Consider the following 26,819-nt stretch of genomic DNA (forward strand, 5'->3'; position numbering starts at 1 on the left):
CACAAGAAAAGATGAAAAAGATATATAGAACAAAATTTAGAACAACAAATAGCCTCTTTAAGAGGGCTATGGCCTTGTGTGCGCTTGTGGTAATTTCACAGGCATGTAGCGACGATTTTTTGGATCAAACCAATCCAAACTCGCTTACTACCAAGAGTTTTTGGAAAAACAATACGCAACTTGATCAAGGGTTGAATTCCGTTTATAGTGCTCTAAAGAATAATGATATATTGGGTATTCAGAATGAATCCGTACGTACGGATTTGGCAGTACCTAGTGGATTCAGACAGGCTACCAGACCCGATGAGATGTATTTTCAAGACTTTACGGCAAATACAAAATATGTAGAGAATAAGTGGAATGCATTATACCTGGGTATTTTTAGGGCTAATCAGGTAATAGAGAATTATGAACGACTGGCAGAAGGTTATAAAACCGAGGCCGCTGAAGAGAAGGGGTTGGAAGTATATGCTCAGGCACGTGCTTTAAGGGGCTATTTTTACTACGTTCTCAATACCAGTTTTAACAATGGTAATGTGCCATTGGTAAGTTCCGTACCCAAGGATTTTGAAGAATTTCAAAAGGCGTTGTCTTCTTCGGATGCGGTTCAGGCCTTTTACAGAGATGATTTACAGTACGGTATAGATAACCTACCCAAAACCTACTCGGATTGGGAGTCATTGGGGAGTAACAATCTAGGCCGTATTACTGCCGGAGCTTGCGAGGCCCTAATGGGTAAAAGTTATTTGGCCGAAAATGATTTTCAAAATGCCGAAGTATATTTTAAGAATGTAATTGAAAATTACAATTATGCATTAACCGAGGATATTGCTACAACGGTAACGGGTATAGCTGAATTTAATTCGGAATCTATTTTTGAAATAAACTTTACCACAAATGTTAATCTGGAAACTACAGGAGAGGAATCCTTGGCGCAGAACATTACTTATATCGTTTACAATGCCAATATTCAACCTAGTTCTTGGTTGGTCATGAAATACCGTGAGGATAAACTTGATCCGGCCGATCCAGCGAACATCAACGTTGGAGCAGATGTGTACAACGAAAATGGCGAAATAATTGGAACGGAAGACAGAATGCGATTGTACAGTAAAAGAATGGGAGATTGTATGGGCCAAGTAGATGACCCGGATTCCCCAATGTACGGCGCCGTATGTGGAGAATATGGTAATGCTGCAGGGGTAGCCCCGTTTGCTAGAAACCGTGTAAATATGTTCAAGAAGTTCTTGCACTGGAACACTATTGGCGGTGGTGCAGGAGAAGATAGGTCTACCTTAATGAACAATCGTTCCGGAATTAATATTCCTGTTATTCGCCTGGCGGATGTGTATTTAATGTATGCGGAATGTATGATAGAATCCGGTAATCTGTCCGAAGCTTTAAGATATATCAACAGGGTTAGAAAACGTTCCCACTTGGTATTATTGGGTAAGTCTTCCGAAGCTGGTGCAGAGTTTAACAATCTGGAGACCACCTATATGGATGATATTGATTTTGATAGTTCTAACGGGGAACAACCTGTTACCCTTCAGAATTTAATGGAACATTTACGTTTTACGGAAAGACCGTTGGAATTGTCCTTGGAGGGCGATCGCGCTACGGATTTAAGACGGTGGGGCAAATTTAAGGAGCAATTGGTAAACCTAGCTTCAAAAAGATATGACTATTGGCATTTTGAGAAGAATCTGAACGGTAAACATGGAACAAGGTTTAAATGCTATTTAACTAGATCCGGAGAAGAGCCAACTACCTACGAGGCAAAAAAGGTTTTTAACCAACCGCCTGAAGTTCAAGATTGCCAAGTGGGTGCGGAGAAGTTTAACGAAAGTTTACATTCTTATTTGCCAATGCCACAAAGTGAAATAGACTCTAACCTTAACTGGGACGAGTTCGTTCAATAAAATCAAACCTAAATAGAATAAAATGAGAGATATAAAATATAGTATTAGGTTTCTTTTTTTACTGCTAATTATTGTTGGCTGTGAAGATGATGATGAATATGTAGCACCCAATAGTTTTGTTGATGCTGCATTTACCACAACTTGGGGTACGGCTGTGGTAAAAGATATAGATATCAATAACTACGGATCGTTCATGGACTTGTCCAATGGTACTACCAAACACGAATGGACCATACCGGAAGGAACCTTTTTTCTAGAGGGGCCTTTACCTACAAGTGCAGATAGTTTTGAATCCTATGTCATTGAGGGTGCGGGTAAGGTTTCTGATGAACGAACGGTACATGTATTGTTTACCAAAGGAGACTCTCTAACTCCTGTGAAGTTGCACAACGAATATGAAGAATATACGGAGTTTGCTTTGCCCACAGGTTGGGATACGGAAACTAACTCGGTTATTATAGATACTTTAAGAACCGTGCAAAAGGGTTCGGCCTGGGTTCTGGATTATACCATTATTGTTGATGTTTACGATACTATCGTGGCAGATATGGAGATAAGGGATTTGGAAGGGAATACTATCGATTTTAAAAATCAAGCAGAAATCGATATTAAGTTTGGTGAGCAACTTATTTTTGAAGATTTAAGTCGCCAAAACAATACTTCCAGACCAACAACTACAGTTTGGACCATTCACACCATAGAGGAGAATGAAGAGGATGAGGAGAATATTATAAATGTAAACGAAGAGAAGACTATTGATACGTTAACTTTTAACAAGCGTATAGGTAAGTTTAAAGGCCGTTTGGTCTCAAAAAGAGATAGGACCGAAACTGTTAAGGCAGATGATGAGACCTATGAAATACCGGTAGTTTTTAACGTTATCGCATTGGACGAAAAATTAGAGCAGTCCGGTGATGTAATAGAATTGGCAGATAATACTATTGAAGTGCCTTTAAGTTCAAAATTGGTACCTCTTACGGAAGATGTTTCCGCCAACTTTGAAGTTGAAGTAAATGGTGCGGCTAGATCTGTTGCTTCTGTAGTACGGCGTCCTGCAGATGCCTCTGTACTTGTACTTACCTTGGACACTCCATTAGAGGGTGCTGATACAGCTAATACAGTTACGGTTTCTTATGATGGTGGTAGCGCTACGCTTAAATCCGTAGATGAACGCGTTTTGGAAGCGTTTGCCGATGTGGCCGTTCAAGTGTATGTACCCGTTCCCGTGAATAGGGTAGGAATGATTCAAAAAACAACTGAGGAGGATGCTATTTTAGTGGCCTTTGACCAAGAGTTAGATCTTACTTCCATTACGGCTTCTGCAGATGCCACTATGGGCTTCTCGGTTATGCTAAACGGTGTTGCTTCAACTGTTACTTCTGTTGAGGTAGACCCTGCCAATGCAGCCGTTTTAAAAATGATACTTGGCGAAGAATTGTATAGAGATGATGAGATTACGGTTTCCTATACAGGCCCGGGCGATATTCGTTCTATTGGAGCTGGGGAATTAGTAGACTTTGGTCCTGATATGGTTGTAGCAAACGAAGACAATGTTATAGGTGATGTAGGTAGTTTTGAGAATGCAATAGATACGGATTGGTTAAACACAGGTTCTAATGGAACCGGAGCTGCAGAAATTGTTGCGGCACCAACGCCTGATGTTGTTTCTACGGTAGAACCCACAGGAAATGTCATGCACTTGTCCGCTCCTGACGGGAACAAACCTAATACAGTTACCAGTGGTACTTTTCCATTTGAAGCGGGTGTTGTATACAGGGTGAAATTTAAAAGGTATTTGGGCAGTACCACCACCACTGCTTTTGCTAAGCATTATTTTGGAAATCAGCAAATTGATGATTCTTGGAACGGTGCGGAAGATGTATTGGGAACTTGGCAGTTGGTAGAGTTTACTTTTACCGCAGATGCCACCTCAAACGGAACGGTAAGAATTCAACCCGTACCAGGAGGAATAAGTGATGTTTATTATGACGATTATATAATTCAAGTAGATGATAATAGACCTTGATCAAGATTGTTAGTAGTGTTTTGATTATTTAGTTAAAACCGCTCTTCATGGAAACATGGGGGCGGTTTTTTTGGGTTAAAGTACATTGGTACGAGGGTGATTCGCAATCTGTTACAGATAAACCTATGCAAACTACAAGAGGAAAAGGTCAAGAAACCTTCGGTAGTGTTCTATTGAAATAAGGAGTACGTCCGTTAGGAATATTAAATCATCCTTTTGCAGTATATTAAAGAAGCCTATGATTGTTTTTTGTTCTATTGAGCAACCAAAAATCAGTCTTTTATGCCAAAGTGAAATATAGCGGTTTCATCATATTTTTCTCCCGGTAGAAGTAAGGTAGAGGGGAAATTAGCATGATTGGGCGTGTCCGGAAAATGTTGTGTTTCCAAACAGAATGCCATGTGATCTGCATATTTTATATGATTTTTCCCTGTAAAGGTATCTCCAATTCCGTTCCCTGAATAAAATTGAACACCGGGTTGGGTGGTAGAAATAGTCATTGTTCTGCCGGATTTGGGTTCCCAAACTTCTATTACCTTTTTTAACTCTCCAACGGCCTTGTTAAAAACATAGTTGTAATGATATCCGTTAAAATCCAATTTATGAATGTTCTCACCTAGTAGAGTGGGTGTTGTTAAATCCCAATCTGTACCTTTTACGGGAGCCAATTTTCCAGTGGGAATAATTTCTTCGTCAATTTCAGTATAGGTGTCCGCATCTATAGTAATGATATGGTCGTAGATTTTATCTTTCATACCATTAAGATTAAAATAGCTGTGTTGCGTCATGTTCACATGCGTAGCTTTGTCCGTAGTAGCCTCATAATGTGCTATAAGCCTGTTGTCATTGGTTAAGGTATAGGTTACATAACTATCCAAGGTTCCCGGAAACCCCATGGTTCCATCTTTTGAGAGGTGGTGTAGCTGAACAGAAGGTCCTTGATCATTTACTACGATCTTCGATGCCCAAACTACACGATCAAATTCATTGCCGCCGTGCAGGCAATGGCCATTGCTGTTTTGCGTCAGCTCGTAAGAGGTTCCGTCAATTTCGAATCTGGCGTTTCGTATGCGGTTCGCCACGCGTCCAATCGTGGCTCCAAAACAAGGGTGCTCGGCTTTGTACTGTTCTAAATTGTCAAAACCGAGTACCACATCTTCAAAAATCCCTTCTTTATCCGCAACGCGTATGGCGGTTATCGTCCCACCAAAATCGGTGATTTTGACCACCATACCGTTTTCGTTCGTCAGGGTATATAGTAGCACTTCTTTACCTTGGGCCTCTCCCCATTTTTCACTTTTTATGCCGGCATGTTGGGAATTCAACCGACCTATGGCGCAAAGGCATATCAAAACGGCATACATGTAACTTTTCATCGTTTCTTCGTTTCAATCGGGGGGATTAGGTTAAAAAGCGTTTTACCTATAAAATTACCTTTTATTTGGGTTCTATGATTACATTTCTCTCGGCTTCGCTCTCGGCGGTGTATCTGACCACCTTGGGAAAACCGGTGCCTCGGGCCTTGGTTATCTCTTTTTTCCAGACCTTTCGCATGGCGTTGAGCTTATCGGCTAAAGAAGCGTCATTGGCTAGGTTGGTCGTTTCCTTGGGGTCTTTTTTTAAGTTGAAAAGCTCTTCGTAAACCGCAGGTTCTCCTTGTAAAGGCCCTTCGGCATAATCGCGGTATACGGCAATATCGGGATCATGTACCTTATAAAGCATGGAACTCATGTTGATGCCCATCGCTTTGGCCGTTGCGATTTTCTTTAAAGCCGAAAAGTTCTCGTTTTTGTAGTAACGGATATACTTCCATTCTTGGTCTTGAACCGATTCACACCTAGGATTTCCGAATTGGGTAGACCATAAATTTTCAGTGTAAAGGTACGGGCGTACGGCCTGTTCTTCACCAGCTAAAAGTCCGGTTAGATTTTTACCTTGATAAGTGCTTGGAACGGTAATACCGGCCATGGTCATCATGGTAGGAGCAATATCTATGCTCTGTACCAAAGCATCGGAAGTTTTACCTCGTTTTGATTTCTTCGTATTGGGGTCAAAGATAATCATGGGCACGTGGGTGGTTTCCTCATAGCACAAGGCCTTTCCGCCAAGACCGAATTGCCCCATAAAAAGACCATGGTCAGAAGTGAAAACAATAACGGTATTCTTATCTAATTTTTGATTTTTTAATGTTTTCCTGAGCTGGCCTATGAGTCTGTCTATACCGGTCATAGCTTCCATTTGTCTAATATATCGCTCTTTGAAACCTTCTGGAGTATCTACATAGTCATAGCCTGTTTGGCGGTCTCCGGCATGATGGATTTCGGCAGGAAGTTTAGGTGTTTTTATATCCTTTTTTGCAACATAATTTTCCGGTAATGGAATATTCTGGTCTCGATATAGCGTCTTATAAATCTCATCGTCCGAATCTCTCATTTGCATAGATCCGGTACCGGCACCATGGGGTAGATTAAAGCAAACGGAAAGCATAAAAGGTTTTTCCGTTGGTCTCTGGTCTAGGAATTTTATAGCACCGCCCAATTTTTGCTCGTTGGATAAAAAGTCCTGCACACCTTCGCCAACAACTTCTACTTGGGTATCATATTTAGCATCTTTAAAAATCTTATGGCGGTCTTTAGGGTAAAAGCCCAAGTGGCCGTGTCCTGCGTACCAGTAGTCAAAGCTTTTTTCCATAAGGCCACTATCATAACCACCTTCGCCAACAGGAACATGGTTCTTTCCTACCCAGCCGGTGTAATACCCGTTTTCTCGCATGACCATAGGGTAGGTGTTGGCCCAACCTTCTTTAGACATACTGGTGCCGGAATTAAAATTCACGCCATGCTTACGTTCAAATTGACTGGTTAAAATACTAGCTCTACTAGGAGTACAGATAGCGCTGGTAATATGGGCGTTGGTAAATAAAACCCCATCTTTTGCCAATTGGTCCAAATTGGGAGTCTGCACTATAGTATTTCCCGTGCAGCCCATAAGACCGTACTGTTGGTCATCCGTTAATATGAAGATGAAATTGGGTTGCTCTTGGGCCGTAACCTGAACCGTTGCGTAGGTGTAAATGGCCAAAACAATAAGCCAATATTTAAACCGATTAGAATGTTTCATTTTGTCTGTTGAAATTATATTAATGCTTCCGTTTATGATTTATTTACCAGTTGGACCTTCAGCTTTTTTTCTAAAAGCCTCAAAAGCTTTTTCTTCTTTGATTACATTTTTTGCATGTGGGTCTATCCATCCCGGTTCTAGGTTCTTTGCGTCCCAAGCCGTATATGCCTGTTCTAATTCGGCCACTTTTTGGGGATTATCGGCCGCTATATCCGTTCGTTCCCAAGGGTCGTTCTTTAGGTTGAAAAGTAGGGTTTTACTTTTATAAGCACTTTTGTAAAGTTTGTAATCACCAACTCTAACAGCATACTCAAAACCACCTACGGAACGCCAGAACAACTGTTCATGTGGCAAACCGGTCTTTCCCTCTAAAATATAGGGCAACAATGTGGTGCCGTCTAATTGGGTCTCCTTTTTTACGTTACCTCCGGCTGCTTCCAAAAATGTTGGGAAAAGGTCTAATGAGCTAATGGGCTTTTTATAGTGCTGTCCGGCTTTTAGTTTTTTGGGCCATGTGATGAAGAAAGGGACTTTAATACCACCTTCGAACAACATGCCCTTATGACCACGGTACGGACGATTATCTGCATGTTCCGTACGACCTCCATTATCACTTAAAAATACTAAAATAGTGTTCTCTTTCATGCCGTTGGCAACAAGTGTAGAATCTATTCTACCAACGTTTGCATCAACAGCGTTTACCATGGCCGCGTAGACACTTCGCCCACCGTATTCAATATGTTTGGTATGTTCAAGATATTGTTTGGTAGCTTGGTCCGGTGCGTGCGGTGCATTGTAGGCCAGATACATAAAAAACGGCTTGTCATCTTTCTTGGTGATAAAGTCTATGGCCTCATCCGTAAAATCATCGGTAAGGTAACGCAATTCATTTTGTGGTACCGGTTTTCCGTTTCTAACAATAGTCTTGATAGGACCGTCAGGAATTCCCCAGTAGTTCATTCCACCACCTGCAAAACCAAACCAATGGTCAAATCCTTGATGAGTGGGGTGTAGGCTAGGGTGGTCCCCCAAATGCCATTTACCAATTGCACTGGTGCGATACCCATGTTCCTTTAGGGCTTCGGGAATCATTTTTTCCGAAAGCGGAGTTCCTACCGTATCATCGTTCTCGGAATCGTAAGGCATATTACAATCATGCCCAAAACGAGCCTGATAGCGCCGGGTTAGTAATCCGGCTCTAGATGGACTACAATACGGATGTGATACATAACCGTTGTCAAAAATAACGCCTTGAGAAGCCAATTTGTCCAAATTTGGAGTGGGTATGTCCGTAGCTCCGTTAAAGCCAACATCTGCCCAGCCTTGATCATCCGTTAGGACCACTATGATGTTCGGTTTTTGATTTTGTGCCATACCCGTTAAAGCAGTCATGAGACCTATGGCCAATGTGTAAATGATTTTTTTGCTCATGGTAATATCCTTTCCTTTTCTATTTCAATGTTATTTTGTAAACAAGTGCAGCATCAGCTTCTGCCGGCATTTTTCTTGGAGCGGTAACCAATAGGCCTTCCGCTGTTTTTTTCCACTTTATTTTTTGATTACTGCCTAATACAGAAACCGATTGGATTTCCATATCCTTGGCCTTGTTCCCAAAAACGTCAAGAACGGTGTTGGCTTTCTCACCGGGCCATCCTAATTGAATGGCGTAAACGGTTTTGCCTTTTTTGGTGTAACGAATATCTGCAGAATTTAAATCGTATAAACCGGCTTTAATGGCTCCATAATCATTCCACTCATCTTCCGGGTTCCGTTTCATTTTGGTAGGACCTTGGCCGTAGGCAACAAAGGGGCGTGTATTGTAAATACTTTCACCGTATAGATTTAACCAAGCCCCAATACCTTCCATGGATTTGGCCTGTTCTTCCGGAATAATCCCTTCTGCCATAGGAGCTGCAGCTAAAATCATTACTCCGTTTTTACTCACCACTTCAGCCAATATCCGAATGGCTTTTTTAGGGTCTAAAGCGGTACGTTTGTCTTTATTATACCCCCACGAGCTGCCCAATTGAAAATCTGTTACCCAAACTTCAGGGGCAATATCCATGACTGTAGCTCTTTCTAAGTTTACAACAGCTAGATCCGTTGGGAAAAATGAGCCTTTGGTGTTTACCACTACTTCTTTATTCTGCTCTTGTGCCTTATTGAAATAGTTGGCCAAAAATTGCTTGCGGTAGTCCTCTTGAATATAACCTTGGGCAAAATCCATCCAAATATAATCAGGGGAATAAGCATTGATTACTTCATTTAGTTTTCCCAACCATATATCACATTCTTCTTCGTACGTGGTATTTCCGTAAAGAATACGATACTCATCTTCTTGAGGGACTTCCGGATTAGTATAGGTTACCGAGTGTGTACTTACCGGACGAAGAAAGCTATTCTCTTTTTTAGGATAAAAGTGCATGTGAAAACCATGATGAAACGTGGTCATGAATTTTAAATTTCGCTTTTTTACTTCGTCACCAATTTGCTTAACTACATCAATTTTAGGTCCCTTGTCAAAGGAGTTCCAAGGATTGACTTCACTTTCCCAAAGCGAAAAACCATCATGGTGTTCCGCAATGGTTCCTATGAATTTTGCGCCCATGTTTTCAAACATATCCACCCAGCGTTTTGCTGAGAATTTTTCGGCTTTCCATTGCGGTATAAAGTCGTGATAATCTACATCTCGCCCGTAGGTTGTGGTATGGTAGTCATAAACATCTTTTCCCCATGTCTTTCTCCTGTCGTTTTCGTACATAAAACGGCCGTACCATTCATTTCCATTGGCGGGAACGTTATAAACGCCCCAATGAAAATAGACTCCTAACTTAGCATCTGCAAACCATCCGGGAGCAGCTTTGTGTTGTTTTAAATTTTCCCAATCGGGACCAAATTTGTCTTGGGCGTAGCATGTGCCCATAAAGGACAATATCAAAAAAAAGGTAATCTTGTTTTTCATTTAAATAATATAAGTATGCTGGTTTATTTAAGTTCTTGGATTTTTATATTTCTGTAGGTAATCTCGGAGCCTTCGGCCTGAAGGGCAATGTTTCCTTTTTCTAAAGGCCTTCCGTTGGCATTTAAGAAGTCTTTTAGTTCATTGACCAATTGTCCGTTTTCATAGAATTTGGCACTTTTTGAGCCTCTTACCTCTACGCGAACTTTGTTCCAACCATCAACTTCGTAATTACCATATTTATCACCTTCTATATAGGTTTTTTTTCCGCTGGAATCCAATAGTTTTTCAGAGCCGTCCTTTTGATACCATGTTACTTTTGGTCCTTTAATGACCCAGAGGTCCCCTGTGTCTCCTTCCTGAATCTGACATTCCAGACAGGTAGGCCAAATTACTTTTTCGCCTTGTACGTGGAATACGATTCCGGCATCCCGTTTGGCTTCTAGGCGAGGGGCAAATTTGCGCTCTCCCCACTTATATTCTAGTTCCAAATTAAAGTGACTGTATTCTTTGGTAGTGGTGATCATGCCAAAAGGGGCTTTTTCTCCTTTCCAGGTATAGAGTACTTCTATTTTGTTCTTTTTTATTTCGAATAATTTTTGATTGGAGGGCAGCTCATTTGGAGTGATAGTGTAGCTAGAGCCGAGTTCATTTTTCGGAAATGGGTTGGTCCATTCTACCTTGGATTCTTGAGCTGAAAGAGATAATAGGACACAAGAAAAAAGTGTCAACGTTAGAATTGAAGTGATTTTAGTTTTCATATGGTCCGGTCTAGTAATACGGTGGCAAATTCTAAAAAAAATGTCCGTTGATAAGCAACGGACATTCTTAATACTACCACAAATGTTTAATCTAGACCAATTTTAGCATAATTAGGCCCCTATATAGACCAAATAGCTAAGTCCTGGAAAATAAACCGGCTTTAATCGTAAATGCGAATAATTTCGCCATTGCCTTTTCCATCAACACTTCTTACATACCCGTTTATTACTTTATTCATAGGAATAGGGTTGTGCCCAGGAAAATAATCCTTATATTTTTCATAGGCATCTTCTACCATGCCGGAAGAAACGGCATTTACCCTTACACCGTTTTCTATTTCTAATGCTACAGCTTGTACAAAGCTATGGATAGCTCCGTTTACCATGGCGGCACTAGTGGTCATGGCCACGGGGTCATCTGCCAAAATACCTGTGGAAAGGGTTATGGAACCTTGTGGTGCAAGAAACTTTTGGCCTATGCGAACCAAGTTGACCTGCCCCATTAATTTACTGTTCAGTCCTATATGAAAATCATCTTCCGTAAGACGGTCAAAATTGTCCCATTTTGCTTCGCCTGCAATACAGATTATAGCATCAAATTTGCCAGCTTGCTCAAACATTTTAACAATAGAGGAACTATCTTTAATATCCACAAGAAAATCACCGGACGTTCTACCGGCAATGACTACTTTATTTTTTTTTGAAAAATGCGCCACTACTTTTTTTCCTATAGTTCCGTGTCCTCCAATAATCAAGATTTTCATAGTTTCTTATTTTTAGGTTAAACGTTTTCTATTGTTCTGTTTTGGTCTTTTTTTTCTGGTTTTGTAAATAGTTAGGGTGGCAATGATACTCCACAACATATTAGATACAAATGGAGGAATGGCACTGTAATAATAACAGTTGGTTGCAATTAATAATCCTCCAAGTAGGTTTAAGTACTTACTATAGCCTAGAAACTTTTTGTTTTCCATCATTGTGATGGCGTAGGCCAAGATGATGAGCCCCGAGCCCGTCCATCCGAAAATATCGATTAACAATTTCATTTTAAATAGTAATATCTATATATGTCGATTTGATAGGTTAAAAAATTAGAGCAAAAATTTTGCAAATTCGGTAATTATAGCTTCGTTTCTTTTAAAATAGGACCATTTTCCATGACGTGTCATAATCAATAAGCCACATTTTTCCATGCTGGTTAAATAATTGGATATGGTTGATTGCGACAGCTTTGATTTCTCAAATATATAGGAGGCACAAACCCCATCATTAAAATGCTTTATGCTTACATGTGGCGGAAAGTTCTTTTCAGGTTCCCTGAGCCACTCCATTATCTGCATTCGGGTGTTGTTAGATAAACATTTACTTATTTCAACAGCTTCTTTAATATCCATATATACAAATATCGAAAAATATCGATATGTGTCAAAAAAATATTGAAATTTTATTCAGGAAAATGTTGAACGGGACCATGCCCCATACCCAAAACCCTGTCTTTACCCTGTAAAATGGCTTTGTTTAAATAAGAACAGGCTTTTTTTACCGCTTCTTCAAGGTCGTGTCCCAAACTTAATTGTGCGGCAATAGCCGAAGATAAGGTGCATCCCGTACCATGTGTATTTTTGGTATGTATGCGTTTATTGGAAACGAACACTGTTTTCTGTGTATCGTACAAGAACAAGGTATCGGTCATTTGGTCAGAACCTTCCAGATGCCCTCCTTTTAGCAAAACCGAGGTTTTAAAGGTGTTACCAATTTCTTTTGCAGCTTCGGCAACACTGTTAAAATCAATTTTTTTATCAATGAGGATTTCTGCTTCAGGAATATTAGGGGTAATGAGATAAGCATCGCCCAAAAAAGACTTTAGGCTATCCAATGCGGCTTTGTTTAGAAGTCTATCTCCGGATGTAGCCACCATTACCGGGTCTAGAACAATGTTCTTTACAGAATATTCTTTTAGTGTTTTTTTTACCGTTTCAATGACCTCAGCAGAGTGTAGCATACCAATTTTTATTGCTCCAAACTCAATATCCTCCAAAACTACAATTAGCTGTTTGCGTATGTGGGAGACGGGTATTGCATGAATATCAAAAACACCACGGGTGTTTTGAGCTGTAGTAGCCGTAATGACCGAAGCAGCAAAAGCGCCATTGGCACTAATACTTTTTATATCTGCCTGAATGCCTGCACAACCACCTGAATCACTTCCGGCAATAGTTAGAACACAAGGGTATACTGAATTCATAGATGCGGTAAAACAAGGGTGAGCCTAAGAAAACCAAATGTATCAAAATTATTTTAAAACAGACTAGAGCAGAAGTTGGGTTATTCAGGTATTAATTCTTACAAAAAAATAAATTGCAGATTCTCTTTCCTGCCTGTGTTATACACTTGGTCACGTGCTTTTTGGTCATTGTAGTTTTAGAGTTTTTTTAAGGTGAAAACAAGAAAACATAGAAGCTCACTACAACGTTGTAGTTAAATTTTGATTTGTATGTTGAAAAATGATACTCTTTAAAATACCGTAAATAAAGGCTTTATCGATGAAGTGCGTTTTTGAAAATAGTGTCATATACAAAATGTGCTATTTGACATACAGTGTGCCCTTACTAGACAACAATTAATGGCATAAGCTAAGGTTTGCAAATATATTTGATAATATTAACTTTACATATGTAGTCTTTTACTTACTTTTATAGTAGACCATATATATTTACACTAACCGCCACGTTATGAATTTTTCAATCAAAAGTTGCGTCTTTACATTGATAGTTGCGCTATTCTATGCTATTAATGTAGATGCTCAAATCAGTAGTAATCGATACACGGTAAACCTCACGCCTCAAAGTCTAGCTACCTGTGGGGGAGTCAATAATTCTCTTGAAGAAGTATTTATAAGAGGAGAAAATGGGAGCTGTAACGATTTTAGCATCACTTTTGATTTGCCTCCTGGCGTAGAGTATGTCTCAGGTACAGCAAGTATAACTTCTCAGGTAAATTCATCTGGGGACCCCATAGTTGCAAATCAATATTCTATAGGAGAAGGCGGTACGCCTTCTGATCCTGTTTTTACCATTTTGCGACCAAGTAACGCAAATTGGGATGTTGGCGATGAAGTAATTTTTACTTTTGAGCGTAGTGCTAATTGCGCCGCAGTAGTTCATTCAAATTCTGGCGGGCTGTTTAAAGACGCGCATACGATTAACTTTCAGGATGCAGGTGGTGCCAATTCAGACTCAGATACATTAGAAACTATATCTTCTTATCCCTTAATGGCCGCTTCTTTAAATATTTCGGCAATACCAACTGTTGATGCCAATGTTGGTGAAACCTATACTAGAAATATCACACTCGCCCAAGGTGGTAACGGATGTACGGAAACATTCACATACTATGTTGATTTGGGAGTAGATGTAGATGATGAATATACATTGTCTTATGCAGGTACGGAGTTAACCCCTTCATCAATTAACGGGCAGGTTTTGACCTATTTAATAGATTTAAATGCAGCACCTTTCGCAGGTGCTGTGGGTAATAATGACAATTGCTTTGACAATGGAGAGGTTATTATTTTTGAAGAAGCTTTTAGAGTTGATGATTGTTTGGATACCGCAATTATCCATAATACGTATTGGGGTTGTAATCCGGGTGAGATTTGCCAAGCTGCAGAACAGCAAACCGGTTCGTTAAACTTTGGCGCTAATGTACCTGATATAGCTATTTCAAAAGTTGGATCTACTACACCAGATTTATGTGGCGCGGTTACCTACACTATTAGAATAGAAAATACAAATACAGCTGTAGGTTCTATGGCATTAGACTTGGGTATTAATATTGGTAGTGGACATAATACATCACCAGTTACTACTGCTGCTACTAATCCTCTTTGGGATTTTACCTATTTTGACACAAGAAGTGTTTCTAATTTTAGATTTGCTTCGGGTATTTCTTTTACACCAGAAGATAGACCAAGTACTATTTATCCAACTAGAGGGGATAATGGTACTTCAGTTTCTATACCGCCAAACTTTTTCAATTCTGATCCAGATGGACCGGGAGGTTTTGATGATTTGGATAATGACGGCTATTATGATGACTTACCACCAGGCGAAGCTACAGAACTATCTTTTGACTTTACGGTAACACCTAAAGATAATTGTGGTGTTGCAAGGTTTGATTATATGGGTTGGGAACATACTTATATAGATACCTATTTTAAAGATCAATGTAAGAGCGACCGTATTCCAGAACGTATTGATATTGGGTATTTCAATATTATTAGAGATTACCAAGATGTTACAGAAGTTGAAGCACCTACGGATATTGTAAACAATGAAGATTTTGTTGTGAGTATCGCCCCGGCATTTTATGCAGGTGGAGCAGGTTTACCTACTATAGACGGTACCGCTATGTTTTCTAATGATGCCTCTTCAGAATGGAGTATAACACTTACTGTGCCTACAGGTATGGCGTTACAAACACCTTTACCGGCTGGTTTTACGCAAAGTGGTAACGAAGTAACGTATACAACTACGGACATGTACGCAGGAAGATTTAAAGAATGGGTAGATTTTCCTATGACTTTTACATGTGGCCCCAATGGTATACAATCTATACCGTATACAACTAATTATACGGCAACGAGTTCAGCTGGTGTTTGTTGGTCTCAAGATATTCATTGCGGTACTGTAAATATATACACACATTGCCCTGGTGGCTGTGTGGGTCCTGCAATCGAAGGTTTTAAAGCCAGAAGGCTTACTGCTGGTTGGACGGATAATAGTATGACCACTAAGGTTGTCTTAGATGATAATACAGATGGTATCAAGAAATATTTAGCTGGTGATCAAATGAAGATTACCACTACGGCATCAATAAATAATATTTCATTAGATAACCTATATTTCGATTTAACATATGATACAGCTAGTGCTGCTGCAGGTGGTCCTGGTATTATAACTTTAGTTGATTCTAAAATTACCATCAATGATAATAGCGCAGGAACGTCTAATTCACGTAGCCTTACTAATGCACCCGTCTTAACTACCAATAATTCAACTGAGCATATGCTTAGTTTTGATTTAAGTGATGAAAAAGACTTAATAAGTGCGGCTTATTTGTTTGAAGGCGATGCAACTGATAGGGATATTGTGGAACTTGAATTGACTTTTGAGTTCAGTAAAGATTTTCAAGATATAGCCTATTTTGAACTTACAAATTTAAGAGGTGAATTCTTTGCTTTTACTGATTACCCGGCAAATACTGGACCTAATAGAGTAGGTTGTGACACTTGGGGAGACAGGGCATATTATTCAAGACCTAGAATATACGGTGCCAACCTTGCTCATGCAACTGATGGTTGTACACCAACAAATGGTATCATATATAATATGGTTAAAAATATGGCCCCGGCCGATATGCATGCTGATGAGTATAGACCTTTAACGTTATGGAAATCTACTGTTATAGATATCCCAGAAGGAGCTAGATTTACGGGAAATGTTACATCAATACAATTTCAAGGGGCATATTCAACAACTACTGGCGAATTTATAGCCACAGAAACAGGAAATCAAATAGTTATTACGCCTGGTCCTAATTTTAGAAATAGAGATCAAAGTGGAACAATTATACCAAGATTATATGTAGAATTTATGGGTACTTGTGAGTCACCTGCGTCTGCGCAGTATGATTTTACGGTCAATTATGATGATTTTGCTTATGCAACGCCGGTACCTTCAAGTTTCTCCTATACCAATACGTTTAGCTATACGCAACCTAGCTTTCAAATTCAATCTCCATTACCTACAGTTAATGGTGATGCCTATACTGTAGATTTTGATACTAATATAGATAACAAAAGTCCAGATGATGTGGATTATAACTGGTTGCAGGTTACCTCTCCAGAGGGTCTTAATATAACAGGTGCATTCTCAGTAGCCGCAGGGGTTGAAACTCCGGTAAATTTCTATCAATCTGGTGATAAAACATGGATAGAGGTAGGGTCTATTGCGGCCGGATCTACAAAATCTATACGTTTTAAAGCTGACTTTGATGATTGCCAAGATCAAACTGTCCTAGTGGAACATGGTTGGGATTGTTCTGGTTATCCTGGGTATCCCGATACTAGTGTAACCGTTTCAGATTTTCAGGCAGTTGGTGCAACTTGTTACCAGAACTCTACATCTATAACATTAGAACCTAAAGGTTCACAGGTTCAAGTGGCCATTACTGACCAACCTAGCACGGCACAAGCTCTGTGTACACCATTTAATATAGGAGTTGATGTTATTAGCGCTCAATTAGGGGATTTAATTAATCCGTCGTTGCAGTTTGCTATTCCGGGCGGGGACGGTGGTATAACTATAGTTAGTACAGATGTTACTTACCCCAAGGGTTCGCTTGATCCTGCAGATACTCAAGCGGTAACGGTTATTATAGAAAATGGTATTGCCAAGGTAAATTTGTTGGAGCATACCAATATCCTTGCCTTAAATGGTATTGCGGGTAATCCAGCGGAAAATTCAATAGATGAAAGAACGGCACATGTTGATCTTGAAATTCAATTGGAGTGTGATTTCATTTCAAATTCAGAATTTACTTTTAAGGTGTATGGGGAAGAACCATGTGGTGATCTCGCCGCAGGTAACGGTTCAAGAGTTGTATCAAATTCTATACAGGCACTAGGAGCTGTAGCTCCTTACAATGCCATAAGTAATATTAACTTACCTGGTTTTGGAGCACCAATTCAAGGTTGTGGTATTACTGATGAAATTAGTGTAGTAACTACAATAACAGGTGGCACAACGGGGAGTTCTGATTTTGGAAAAGTAACCTTAAGATCAGGCATTGAATATGTACCATCATCTTTTTCAAGTGCAGACGGTGCTTCATTTGTAAGTGTAGCAACTGTAGGAGACCATGAAGAACTCATTTTACAATATCCGGCCGGTGTAACTGCTGGTTCTACAATAAATTTCGACTTTGATTTTATAACCACTAACGAGGGTATTTGTGATGATTCGGCAGAAGTTCAGATAGTAAACTATGTTACAGTAAGCGGTATAACTTGCTCTACTACTAACTGTGCGGATTTTCAAGTAGCTACAGGTTCTTCCTATGAGGTAATGCCATTGGAAAAACCAATTTTGGTCGGCACGGCTAACGATAGTTTCTTTTCAGTAGATACGAGTAATAACTACGAATACCATTTATCTCTTGATATTGAGAACACGGCTCTTGTAGATGCGGACGCTGGTTATGCGTACAGTGTATACTGCGCAGATGTAAATGGTGATATTGATGGTGCCGCTATAGCTACAGGTACGGTATCCGAAGCAATCCCAAGTACATCAACAATAACAGATGAAATTGTGTTTACTACTTCTGGTGCCGCTTGTACTGGTACTAATTATATAGTAGAATTTTTACCTTCTAGCACCAACTGTCAATGTGAGGCTATCTTGGTTGAGGTTTCTGTGGCTTCAGGTGCGCCTTTAGATTTAGATGATGATAATGACGGTATCCCTGATGTTATTGAAGTGTATAATGGAGATGCAGATGGTGACGGAATTTTAGATTACGAAGATCCTGATTTCTGTACAGCTAATTTTGATGGTGTAAACGGATGGGATTGTGCAACAATGGGCTTACCTGATCCAGATGATGATTTAGACGGCGATGGTACTCCAAATTACTATGATACGGATTTCCCAACTTGTGGCGGATTAAATGCCAATGGTGTATGTATCAATTTTGATACTGATGGCGATGGTATTCCAAATCAGTTAGACCTAGACTCTGATAATGATGGTATTACTGACCTTGTTGAGACCGGTTCTGGTAATATAGATGCGGATGGTGATGGTGTCATAGATATTATTACAGATGTAGATAATGATGGTCTTGCAGATGTAGTAGATAATGATACTACGGACGGTCCAGAAGGTAGTGCGCCCTGTACTCCGCAAAATGGTTGTGTTCAAGTAAACTCTACATCAAATGTTTTTGATACAGATGGAGATGGGGCTACTGATGAAAGCGGTGATTTTGATGGAGACGGAATAATAAACGCCTACGATTTGGATAGTGATAATGACGGTATTCTAGATACAGTTGAAGCACAAACTACAAGTGGCTTTAATACACCAGGAGCTATTGATCCTTTAACAGGTATCCCGGCAATTGGTGCAGATACTGATGGTATAGACCCAATTGATACTGACGGTGATGGCAATCCGGATTACCTAGATTTAGATGCCGATAACGATGGTATTACAGATACTTTAGAAGCTGGAGGCGAAGACGCTGATGGTGATGGTGCGGTAGATGGTTTTGTGGATGCTGATGGTAACGGTGTTGCCGATAGTGTTGACACAACTCCTTTGCCAGATGAAGATTCTGATAATGACGGGATTCTAGATAGATTAGATTTAGATTCTGATAATGATGGAATAACGGATACTACCGAAGCTGGTGGTATAGATGGTGACAGTGACGGTATCATTGATACGTTTATGACCGATACTGATAATGACGGACTTGCGGATAGTGTTGACCCAGTTGGTCCTACTACTCCAGGTACACCAATTCCAAATCCGGATACGGACAATGACGGTTTAGACGATAGAATAGATTTAGATTCTGAAAATGATGGTATTCCAGATGTTATTGAAGCTGGCGGTTCTGACCCGGATAACGATGGTAGAATCGGTACAGGTCCAATTACAGATACAGATGGAGACGGACTTTCAGATTTAGTAGATCCAAATGATAATACAACAGGTACACTAGACGATGGTCCAGGTACTCCATTACCAATAGACAATTTTGATGGAGACAGTGTTCCTAATCACTTAGATATAGATTCTGATAATGATGGTATTACGGATACTACAGAAGCTGGTGGACTAGATGTTAATGGTGATGGTGTTGTAGATGGTTTTGATGATACCGTTACAACAGACGGTTGGGATGACGCTACGGCAGCATCTCCACTTCCAATTCCTAATTCAGATACTGCAGGCGGTCCAGATTATTTGGACATTGATGCGGATGATGATGGTATTCCAGATAACGTAGAAGCACAGACTACAGCGGGTTATATTGCTCCTGCTGATGCTGAAGCAGCTAACGGATTAGATACCAATTATCCTGTAGGTTTAACCCCTGTGGATACGGACGGTGATTTAATTCCTGATTATTTAGATGCGGATTCTGATGCCGATGGTGTTAGTGATGTTGATGAAGCTGGTCAAGGTACAATGGTAGATCCTTTAGCCGATGCAGATGCAGATGGCTTAAACGATGCTTTTGATGATACAACTGCTGGTTATGATGTAAACAATGACCTAGATACAGGTGCAATCGCTACGGATAATGTAGATGATTTAGACACTGCAGAGGTTGATTTTAGATCCATATTAGATTCTGATAATGATGGTATTATGGATACGGTTGATATTGATGATGATAATGACGGAATTTTAGATACCGATGAAACAGGAGATACAGATGGTGATGGTATTCAAGATAGTATTGATTTAGATTCAGATAACGACGGTATTCCAGATTCTATAGAGGCTGGTGGTACAGATACAGATGGTGATGGTCATATAGACTACCCAATTGCTGGCGACCCAACTTCTATGGTCGATACTAATAATGATGGTCTTGCAGATGAAATTGCAACGACTCCTTTACCAGATGAGGATTCAGATGGTGATGGTATTAAGGATAGAGTAGACTTGGATTCAGATAATGATGGTATTGCAGATGTAACGGAAGCCGGTGGTCCAGATACGGACAATGATGGTGTTATTGACACTTTCGCAACAGATACAGACCGTGATGGTTTAGCAGATAGCGTTGATCCAGTTGATGCAACTACTCCTGGTACGCCTTTAGAAAATCCAGATACCGACGGTGACGGATTTGATGATCGAATAGATACAGATTCAGATAATGATGGTATTCCAGATGTAACGGAAGCTGGTGGTTCTGATCCGGATAACGATGGTGTTATCGGTACAGGTCCCATTGCCGATGCAGATGGTGACGGACTTTCAGATATTGTAGATACAGATGATAATACAACTCCAACTGCTACAGATGGTCCAGGTACAGCTTTACCAATAGATAATTTTGATGGTGATGCTAATCCTAACCACTTAGATATAGATGCAGATAATGACGGTATTCTAGATGTAGTTGAAAATGGAACAGGCGCTTTAGACACCAATAATGATGGTGCTATAGACAGTACTGATGATGTATTCCTAGATGCAAATGACAATGGTCAAGCGGACGATACAGAAGGTACTGCGCCATTAAATACAGATACAACAGGTGGTGCAAACTACATAGATATTGATGCAGATGATGATGGTATTCCAGATAATGTAGAAGCACAATTAACTAGTGCTTATACAGTTCCTGCTGATGCTTTTGATACTGTTGGTCTAGATACCAACTATCCTAATGGCATTACACCAGTGGATACCGATAATGATTTAATTCCTGATTATTTGGATTCGGATTCTGACGGTGATGGTACTCCGGATCTCATTGAAGCAGGTCAAGGTGCAATGACCGATCCATTGGCAGATGCGGATAATGATGGATTAAACGATGCCTTTGATGATACGCCCGGTACTGATGTAAACAATGATTTGGATACAGGTGCAGACGGTACGGATAACGAGGATGATTTGGATAATGACGAGGTAGATTTCAGGTCTATCCTAGACCGTGACCAAGATGGTATAATAGACATCGCTGATCTAGATGATGACAATAATGGAATTTCAGACTTAGATGAATCGAACGGAATGGATCCGAGTGCCGATGATGATAACGATGGTATCGTAAATTATCTAGATGATGATCCAGCTAACCCAGCAGTGGGTGATGTAAACGGAACTATAGAGCCAGCATTTGATTTTGATGGTGACGGTATTCCTAACCACTTCGATATCGATGCAGATAATGACGGAATTTTTGATGTGTACGAAGCAGGTAATGATGCTTTAGATACCAACAATGATGGTGTTATTGACACTAACGATACCGGTTTTGCAGATTTAAATACAGATGGACAAGCAGATAGTTCCGAGGGAACAATTCCTTTAACTACAGATACTACGGGCAATGCAGATTTCTTGGATATAGATGCAGATGATGATGGTATTCCAGATAATGTGGAGGCACAGCCTACATCAGGTTATGTTGCTCCAGCTGATGCTTTTGATTTCAATGGTGTAGATACAAACTACCCTAACGGTTTAAGACCAGAGGATACAGATGGGGATTTAACTCCGGATTATATAGATTTTGATTCAGATGATGATGGAACTTCAGATGTTGTGGAGGCTGGTCAGGGAGCAATTACAAATGCTACGGCGGATACAGACGGAGACGGATTGAACGATGCTTTTGATGATACGCCTGGTTTAGATGTAAACAATGATTTGGATACGGGTGCTGACGGTACGGATAACGAAGATGACGTAGATCCAGCTGAGGTTGATTTCAGGTCTATCCTAGATCGTGACCAAGATGGTATTATGGATATTGTTGATTTGGATGATGACAATGACGGAATTCCTGATTTAGAGGAATGTAGTGGAATGGGAAGTGTTTCCTTAATTCCCGATGGTGACTTTGGAGTAGCGGATACTGCTAACGACACGTACTTTAATGGAGCCGGTGATGGTGCGGGTAACCCGGACAATTACGATACCTACACGAAACCGATGCCAGCGGGCATTACAACCACGTATGGGAATGATGCACCTAGACCTTCTGATGGTAACTATGCATTGGTCACGAACTCCGTAGGTCTTTCATATGTAGCAGGTGAACCTATTCCTAACTTTTGGTTAGATATAGAAGATTATACTACTGATGCTCCGGGCGAGTTGGGATACTTTGCACTTTTTAACGCAGATGGTACAGCAGGTCGTTTCTATGAACAGACAATAACAGGTTTGGTAGTAGGTGAAACCTATGAATTCAAGACGGCAATTATAAACTTGTTCAACCCTGGATATGCAGATAACGGTACGGAACAATTCTTAGGAAACACACCAATTGCACCAAACGTTTCAATGTTAGTGCTTAACAGTGGAGGTACTGTGGTGGATCAGTTTAATTCAGGAGATATTCCTAATGATGGGGAATGGAAAGTAGTTTCATTGATTTTTACGGCTACGGAAACAAGTATGACTTTCGCTATAGATAATAATACAGGCGGAGGTATTGGAAACGATTTTGGAATTGATGGTATTTCTTTGACGCAATCCTGTGATTTTGATGGAGACGGTATACCAAACCCGTTTGATCTAGATTCTGATAATGATGGAATTCTTGATATTGTTGAGGCAGGAGGAACCGATACGGATAATGATGGTCGTGTTGATGGCTTCACAGATGCTAATGATGATGGTCTAGATGACGATACGGCAGCAGCCCCATTACCCTTACCAAATACGGATACGGCTGGAAATGCAAATTTCTTGGATATCGATGCGGATGATGATGGTATTCCGGATAACGTAGAAGCACAACCTACAATTGGTTATGTGGCTCCAGCGGATGCTTTCAATAGAGACGGTGTAGACACCAATTATCCAACAGGCCTGGTTCCTGAAGATACAGATGGTGATTTAACGCCAGATTATTTAGACTTGGATTCTGAAAATGATGGTATTTCCGATATGCTCGAAGCAGGTCAAGGTATCTTAACGGATCCTTTGGCAGATGCAGATGGGGATGGTCTTAACGATGCTTATGACGATACTCCTGGCAACGATGTAAACAATGACTTGGATACTGGTGCAGACGGCACGGATAATGTGGATGATGCAGACATGGCCGAGGTAGATTTTAGATCAGTATTAGACCATGACCAAGATGGTATTCCGGATACAGCAGATTTGGATGATGATAATGACGGTATCTCAGATGTAGATGAGGCCAACGGAATCGACCCAAGTGCCGATGATGACAACGATGGTGTTCCTAACCATTCGGATGATGATTCAAGTAATCCTGCAATCGGAGATGTTAACGGAACAACGGAACCAGCATTTGATTTTGATGGAGACGGCATACCGAACCACTTTGATATAGATGCCGATAATGATGGTATCGTAGATGTAGTGGAAGCTGGGAATGGCGACCTTGATACGAACAATGACGGAGTAATCGACAATAATGATACCGGTTTTGCGGATACGGACGATAACGGTCAAGCCGATAGATCGGAAGGAACAACGCCACCAAATACAGATGGTACGGGTGAAGCTAACTTCTTGGATATTGATGCAGATGATGATGGTATTCCAGATAACGTAGAGGCACAACCAACAGCGGCTTATATAGTTCCTGCAGATGTGTTTGACTTAACAGGATTGGATACCAATTATCCAGGTGGTCTAGTACCAGAAGATACTGATAATGATGGTACGCCTGATTACATCGATTTGGATTCAGATGCTGATGGTATTGACGATGTGTTGGAAGCAGGTCAGGGTACAATAGCAGATCCATTAGCAGATGCCGACGGAGACGGTCTTAATGATGCTTTTGATGATACTCCTGGTTTAGATGTAAATAATGACTTGGATACTGGAGCAGACGGCACGGATAACGAAGACGATGCAGATATGGCCGAGGTAGATTTCAGATCAATGCTAGATACAGACCAAGATGGTATTCCAGATACGGTAGATTTGGATGATGATAATGATGGTATCTCAGATTTGGATGAAGCCAACGGAATCGACCCAAGTGCAGATGATGATAACGATGGTGTTCCCAACCATTCTGATGATGATCCAAGTAATCCTGCAATCGGAGATGTAAACGGAACAACGGAGCCAGCGTTCGATTTTGATGGTGACGGAATCCCGAACCACTTTGATATTGATGCCGATAATGATGGTATCGTAGATGTAGTGGAAGCTGGTAACGGCGACTTGGATACGAACAACGATGGGGTAATAGATAGTAATGACACTGGTTTTGCCGATACGGACGATAACGGTCAAGCGGATAGTTCGGAAGGAACAACACCACCAAATACAGATAGTACAGGTGAAGCTAACTTCTTGGATATTGATGCAGATGATGATGGTATTCCGGATAACGTAGAAGCACAACCAACCGATGCATACATAGTTCCAGCAGATGCTTTTGATGCGACCGGATTGGATACGAATTATCCAAGTGGTATAGAGCCAGCAGATACAGATATGGATGGTACTCCTGATTATATTGATTCGGATTCAGATGCAGATGGCGTAAGTGATGCTTTAGAAGCAGGTCAAGGCACAATGACTGATCCATTAGCGGATGCCGACGGAGACGGTCTTAACGATGCCTACGATGATACTCCTGGTTTAGATGTAAACAATGATTTGGATACAGGTGCCATTGGTACGGATAACGAAGATGATGCTGATTTAACGCAAGTAGATTTTAGGGATATCTTAGATTTTGATCGTGATGGTATTCCTGATACATTCGATCTTGATGATGATAACGATGGCATTTCGGATTTGGATGAAGCCAACGGAATCGACCCAAGTGCAGATGATGATAATGATGGTGTTCCAAACCATTCTGATGATGACCCAAGTAATCCTGCAATCGGAGATATTAACGGAACAACGGAGCCAGCGTTCGATTTTGACGGTGACGGAATCCCGAACCATTTTGATATCGATGCCGATAATGACGGTATTACAGATGTAGTGGAAGCCGGTAACGGCGCACTTGACACAAATGGTGATGGTGTAATTGACGCTGATGATGCTGGTTTTGCAGATGCAAATACTGACGGTCAAGCCGATAGTTCAGAAGGAACAGTACCACCAAATACAGATGGTACAGGTGAAGCTAACTTTTTGGATATTGATGCAGATGATGATGGTATTCCAGATAACGTAGAAGCGCAACCTACCTTGGCGTATGTTGTTCCTGCCGATGCTTTTGATGAAGTAGGCTTGGATACCAACTACCCAGGTGGATTGGTTCCAGAAGATACGGATGGTGACGGAACTCCAGATTATTTAGATCTTGATTCTGAAGATGATGGTGTCTTGGATATTGATGAAGCTGGTCAAGGTACCTTTACAGGTGTTGATTCTGATTCGGACGGATTAGATGACGGTTTTGACGATACCCCAGGTTTAGATGTAAACAATGATTTGGATACAGGTGCAGATGGTACGGATAACGATGACGATGCTACAACTCCTGAAGTTAATTTCAGGGAAATTGGCGATAGTGATGGAGACGGAGTCCTTGACACTCAGGAGGAAGCAGACGGCACGGATAAGAATGACCCATGTGATTATGTAATAGAGAACGTTACCTTGGATTTCTCAGGTGATTACCTAGTTGCAGATTGTGATGGAGATGGTGTAATCAATGGTCAAGAGCTAGAAGATAATACCAATCCGGAAGACCCTTGTGATTACATAGAAAATAGTATTACCTTACAACAAGAAGGGGATTATCTTATATCTGATTGTGATGGAGACGGTCTAACCACTGCTCAGGAAGAAGCTATAGGTACAGATCCAGATGTTGCGGATACGGATGGCGATACTATTGTAGATGGTCAGGAAATAGTGGATGGAACAGACCCTCTTAACCCGTGTGACTCATTAAACGGCGTACCTACATTGGAAGCAGGTTGTGATCCGGAGTTAGTAGAAACAGGTGTTTCTGTTACCAATGAGATCATAACACCGGATAATGATGGAACCAATGATACATTTATAATTGATAATATAGAATCCTATCCAAATAATACCGTACAGATTTATAACCGTTGGGGTATTATCGTGTATGAGATGTCAGGTTATGACAATGGAGCTAATTCTTTTAGAGGTATATCTAATGGAAGAGTAACAATTCAAACTGATTCTCAATTACCTGTAGGAGTGTATTTCTATATTATTAAATATGAAAACAAAGGTGATAATTTAAGCAAAGCAGGCTACCTATATATCAACAGATAA

12 protein-coding genes are annotated in these 26,819 nt (G+C 40.5%); 3 read left to right on the forward strand and 9 right to left on the reverse strand.

The window, feature by feature from the left end; genetic code table 11:
- Nucleotides 1-11: 11 nt before the first annotated feature.
- Complete coding sequence (locus tag Q4597_RS10455) at nucleotides 12-1,922, forward strand: RagB/SusD family nutrient uptake outer membrane protein (protein WP_303406170.1); 1,911 nt, start codon at nucleotides 12-14, stop codon at nucleotides 1,920-1,922.
- A 22-nt stretch (nucleotides 1,923-1,944) separates the two neighbouring features.
- Entirely contained in the window at nucleotides 1,945-3,948 is a 2,004-nt protein-coding gene (locus tag Q4597_RS10460) for a SwmB domain-containing protein (RefSeq protein ID WP_303406171.1), read from the forward strand.
- A 272-nt stretch (nucleotides 3,949-4,220) separates the two neighbouring features.
- Here Q4597_RS10460 and Q4597_RS10465 read toward each other — a convergent pair whose 3' ends face one another.
- The 9 genes from Q4597_RS10465 to thiD all read right to left on the reverse strand — a co-directional run bounded on the left by Q4597_RS10465 (nucleotide 4,221) and on the right by thiD (nucleotide 13,033).
- Nucleotides 4,221-5,324 carry an aldose epimerase family protein gene (locus Q4597_RS10465; protein ID WP_303406172.1) on the reverse strand — a complete coding sequence of 368 codons (1,104 nt, stop codon included), beginning with the start codon at nucleotides 5,322-5,324 and terminating at the stop codon, nucleotides 4,221-4,223.
- 61 nt (nucleotides 5,325-5,385) lie between these two features.
- Nucleotides 5,386-7,068: a sulfatase-like hydrolase/transferase gene (locus Q4597_RS10470; protein ID WP_303406173.1), complete on the reverse strand. Its 1,683-nt coding sequence runs from the start codon at nucleotides 7,066-7,068 to the stop codon at nucleotides 5,386-5,388.
- Between the two features lie 39 nt (nucleotides 7,069-7,107).
- A complete protein-coding gene (locus Q4597_RS10475; protein ID WP_303406174.1) occupies nucleotides 7,108-8,499 on the reverse strand; it encodes a sulfatase-like hydrolase/transferase in 1,392 nt (463 codons plus the stop codon).
- A 19-nt stretch (nucleotides 8,500-8,518) separates the two neighbouring features.
- Nucleotides 8,519-10,030 (reverse strand): alpha-L-fucosidase, encoded by a 1,512-nt coding sequence (locus tag Q4597_RS10480; protein ID WP_303406175.1) that lies wholly within the window; start codon nucleotides 10,028-10,030, stop codon nucleotides 8,519-8,521.
- Between the two features lie 23 nt (nucleotides 10,031-10,053).
- The gene (locus Q4597_RS10485) at nucleotides 10,054-10,788 is read right to left on the reverse strand and encodes a DUF1080 domain-containing protein (protein ID WP_303406176.1); all 735 of its coding nucleotides are present in this window, start codon (nucleotides 10,786-10,788) and stop codon (nucleotides 10,054-10,056) included.
- Between the two features lie 161 nt (nucleotides 10,789-10,949).
- On the reverse strand, nucleotides 10,950-11,552 hold the full coding sequence (locus Q4597_RS10490) for a short chain dehydrogenase (protein WP_303406177.1): 603 nt from the start codon (nucleotides 11,550-11,552) through the stop codon (nucleotides 10,950-10,952).
- A gap of 12 nt (nucleotides 11,553-11,564) precedes the next feature.
- Nucleotides 11,565-11,834, reverse strand: coding sequence for a hypothetical protein (locus tag Q4597_RS10495; RefSeq protein ID WP_215914178.1), 270 nt, complete (start codon nucleotides 11,832-11,834; stop codon nucleotides 11,565-11,567).
- A gap of 45 nt (nucleotides 11,835-11,879) precedes the next feature.
- Complete coding sequence (locus Q4597_RS10500; protein ID WP_215439742.1) at nucleotides 11,880-12,182, reverse strand: helix-turn-helix transcriptional regulator; 303 nt, start codon at nucleotides 12,180-12,182, stop codon at nucleotides 11,880-11,882.
- Nucleotides 12,183-12,232: 50 nt separating this feature from the next.
- The gene (gene thiD / locus Q4597_RS10505; RefSeq protein WP_303406178.1) at nucleotides 12,233-13,033 is read right to left on the reverse strand and encodes a bifunctional hydroxymethylpyrimidine kinase/phosphomethylpyrimidine kinase; all 801 of its coding nucleotides are present in this window, start codon (nucleotides 13,031-13,033) and stop codon (nucleotides 12,233-12,235) included.
- A gap of 487 nt (nucleotides 13,034-13,520) precedes the next feature.
- Between thiD and Q4597_RS10510 the strand changes: the two genes are divergently transcribed.
- Nucleotides 13,521-26,819, forward strand: coding sequence for a gliding motility-associated C-terminal domain-containing protein (locus Q4597_RS10510; RefSeq protein WP_303406179.1), 13,299 nt, complete (start codon nucleotides 13,521-13,523; stop codon nucleotides 26,817-26,819).

It is taken from the genome of Zobellia sp. 1_MG-2023 (genome assembly GCF_030549125.1).
Lineage (GTDB): Bacteria > Bacteroidota > Bacteroidia > Flavobacteriales > Flavobacteriaceae > Zobellia > Zobellia russellii.

Excerpts from the sequence above, each read along its gene's own strand:
- Q4597_RS10455 (WP_303406170.1), top strand. The coding sequence starts at position 12 with ATGAAAAAGATATATAGAACAAAATTTAGAACAACAAATAGCCTCTTT.
- Q4597_RS10460 (WP_303406171.1), top strand. The coding sequence starts at position 1,945 with ATGAGAGATATAAAATATAGTATTAGGTTTCTTTTTTTACTGCTAATT.
- Q4597_RS10465 (WP_303406172.1), bottom strand. The coding sequence starts at position 5,324 with ATGAAAAGTTACATGTATGCCGTTTTGATATGCCTTTGCGCCATAGGT.
- Q4597_RS10470 (WP_303406173.1), bottom strand. The coding sequence starts at position 7,068 with ATGAAACATTCTAATCGGTTTAAATATTGGCTTATTGTTTTGGCCATT.
- Q4597_RS10475 (WP_303406174.1), bottom strand. The coding sequence starts at position 8,499 with ATGAGCAAAAAAATCATTTACACATTGGCCATAGGTCTCATGACTGCT.
- Q4597_RS10480 (WP_303406175.1), bottom strand. The coding sequence starts at position 10,030 with ATGAAAAACAAGATTACCTTTTTTTTGATATTGTCCTTTATGGGCACA.
- Q4597_RS10485 (WP_303406176.1), bottom strand. The coding sequence starts at position 10,788 with ATGAAAACTAAAATCACTTCAATTCTAACGTTGACACTTTTTTCTTGT.
- Q4597_RS10490 (WP_303406177.1), bottom strand. The coding sequence starts at position 11,552 with ATGAAAATCTTGATTATTGGAGGACACGGAACTATAGGAAAAAAAGTA.
- Q4597_RS10495 (WP_215914178.1), bottom strand. The coding sequence starts at position 11,834 with ATGAAATTGTTAATCGATATTTTCGGATGGACGGGCTCGGGGCTCATC.
- Q4597_RS10500 (WP_215439742.1), bottom strand. The coding sequence starts at position 12,182 with ATGGATATTAAAGAAGCTGTTGAAATAAGTAAATGTTTATCTAACAAC.
- thiD (WP_303406178.1), bottom strand. The coding sequence starts at position 13,033 with ATGAATTCAGTATACCCTTGTGTTCTAACTATTGCCGGAAGTGATTCA.
- Q4597_RS10510 (WP_303406179.1), top strand. The coding sequence starts at position 13,521 with ATGAATTTTTCAATCAAAAGTTGCGTCTTTACATTGATAGTTGCGCTA.